Origin of the sequence: Streptomyces sp. NPDC060064 (genome assembly GCF_042736455.1) — a bacterium.
In the GTDB taxonomy this organism is placed as follows: domain Bacteria; phylum Actinomycetota; class Actinomycetes; order Streptomycetales; family Streptomycetaceae; genus Streptomyces.
Map to the genome: position 1 here is coordinate 1 of NZ_JBHWWF010000103.1, position 2,337 is coordinate 2,337.

General features: G+C 66.2%; 1 protein-coding gene. It reads left to right on the plus strand.

The features are described from left to right. Positions 1-649 precede the first annotated feature (649 nt). Positions 650-2,337: group II intron reverse transcriptase/maturase (gene ltrA, locus ACFWDI_RS40910; RefSeq protein WP_385312181.1), on the plus strand; the 1,688-nt coding region annotated here is incomplete at its 3' end.

The window sequence follows — 2,337 nt, forward strand, 5'->3', positions numbered from 1 at the left end:
AGGTGCGACACGAGGTCGCGTGTGTTGAGTGGATGCTCTTGGAGAGGGGGTCGGCGATGTCGCCGACGACAGGGTAATCCCGGGTCCGTGTCCGATGATCCGTTCCCACCTGGACGTGCGTCGCTGGTAACGGCGGGGTGCGAAGCTCCGGGAGAAGCCCAAGCGCCGCCGTTCCACCCGGTGGCAACAGGCAAGGGGAAGACCGGGCGGGCGAACACCCGTGAACCCTCGATGACGTCTCGTGAAGGAAAGCCCTGCCGGTGGGACGCGACAGCAGGGTGCAGGGCGGGCCGCTGAAACGCGGCAGGCGCCGAGCGGATCTTCATGCCGCCCGGGAGGACACCATCGCCCCGGGATATAGAGGGCGCCCAATCCGGTCGCATCTCGCACACGCGGAACGTGGAAACCCCGACGGAGGCCGCCGCTCTGGCATGGGCGGCGGTGGGCCGACCGTGAGGAAAGCTGATGTCTCCGGCGGGACAGGACGGCTCAAGAAGCGAAGGCCGGCAGACCGAAAGGTCAGAGGAAACCGGGACAGCACGAGCGGCGGCCTCTCCGCCACAGTCCCGGCCAACTCGCCGGATACCGGACAGGTTTCCGGGTCCGAAAGGACGCTGACGTGAGCCGGGTGAGTCTGTGAGGAGGGACGATGACGACAGGGACAGCACCGAAGGACAAGTTAGACGCCGCGGCTACGGCTGGGGTGAACGGACCGGAGGGCGACTTCTTCGCGGACTGGGACAGTATCGACTGGGACCAAGCGGAGAAGAACGTACGCCGCCTGCGCCAGCGCATCTTCACGGCATCGAAGGACGGTGACCTGGCGAGAGTCAGGAACCTGCAGAAACTGATGCTCCGGAGCCTCAGCAACACGCTGGTCAGCGTGCGCCGGGTGACGGAGGTCAACACCGGACGGAAGACAGCGGGGATTGACGGCCAGATCGTGCTGACCGCCCCGGGCAAGGCAGAACTGGCGCGCTTCATCCAGCAGTGCGGAAGTATCTGGCAGGCCCGTCCCGTCCGGCGAGTGTTCATCCCGAAGGCAGGGGGACACAAACGGCGCCCACTAGGAATTCCCGTGATCATCGATAGGGCTCATCAGGCCCGCGCGTCGGCGGCGCTGGAACCTGAGTGGGAGGCACGGTTCGAGGCGAGGTCATACGGCTTCCGCCCGGGCCGAGGCTGCCACGACGCGATCGGGGTCATCTACAACACGCTCAACGGCAAGAACCCGCAACGCGTGTGGATCCTGGACGCCGACCTGGCGGCGGCATTCGACCGCATTGACCACGACCGGCTTCTGGCCCAGCTCGGTACCTTCCCCGCACGGGGACTGGTCCGGCAATGGCTGAAGGCCGGAGTGGTGGAACGCGGCCGAATCACTGCGACGGAGGAGGGAACTCCTCAAGGCGGAGTGATCAGCCCAGTGCTGTTGAACGTCGCCCTGCATGGGATGGAGGCGGCTGCGGGTGTGCGGTACTACCCTCCAGGCCGACGGCCCGGAGAGATCATGCCGGACGCCCCGGTGCTGGTCAGATACGCCGACGACCTGGTGGCGATGTGCCACAGCCGCGATGCGGCTGAGCAGGTCAAGGCCCAACTTGCCGAGTGGCTCGCGCCCCGGGGGCTGGTCTTCAACGAGGACAAGACACGTATCGTCCACGCGGAGACCGGCTTTGACTTCCTGGGGTTCAACGTGCGCCGCTATCGATGTGGCAAGCTGCTGATCAAGCCCAGCAAGGCGGCTGTCAGGCGGATCCGGGCCAGGCTGCGTGAGGAGATCCGTGGCCTGCGGGGCGCGGAGACCCTCGCCGTCCTGCGGGCGGTCAACCCGATCGTTCGCGGGTGGTCGGCCTATTACCGGACGGTGGTGTCCAAGGAGGTCTTCGCCTCGTTGGACACCTATCTGTGGCAACTCACCTACCGGTGGGCTCTGCACAGGCATCCGAAGAAGTCGAAGCACTGGATCACCAGCCGGTACTTCGGCCGATTCAACACCGCCCGGGAAGACAAATGGGTATTCGGCCACCGCGACAACGGTGCCTACCTCGTCAAGTTCGCCTGGACGAAAATCGTCCGGCACCAGTTGGTCAAGGGCACCTCGTCCCCAGACGATCCGGCCCTGGCCGACTACTGGGCCAACCGGCGACGCAGAAGCGCACCGCTGCCGCTGGACCGGGCCACCATGCGTCTGCTCCAGACGCAAAAGGGCCGCTGCCAGCTCTGCGGGCAACTGCTCCTGCACGCCAACCGGCCCCCACAGTCCCCAACCGGGTGGGAGCAATGGCTCCGCACCACCCGGAAAGCGATAAAGGCACGACACATCGCCTACCAGGG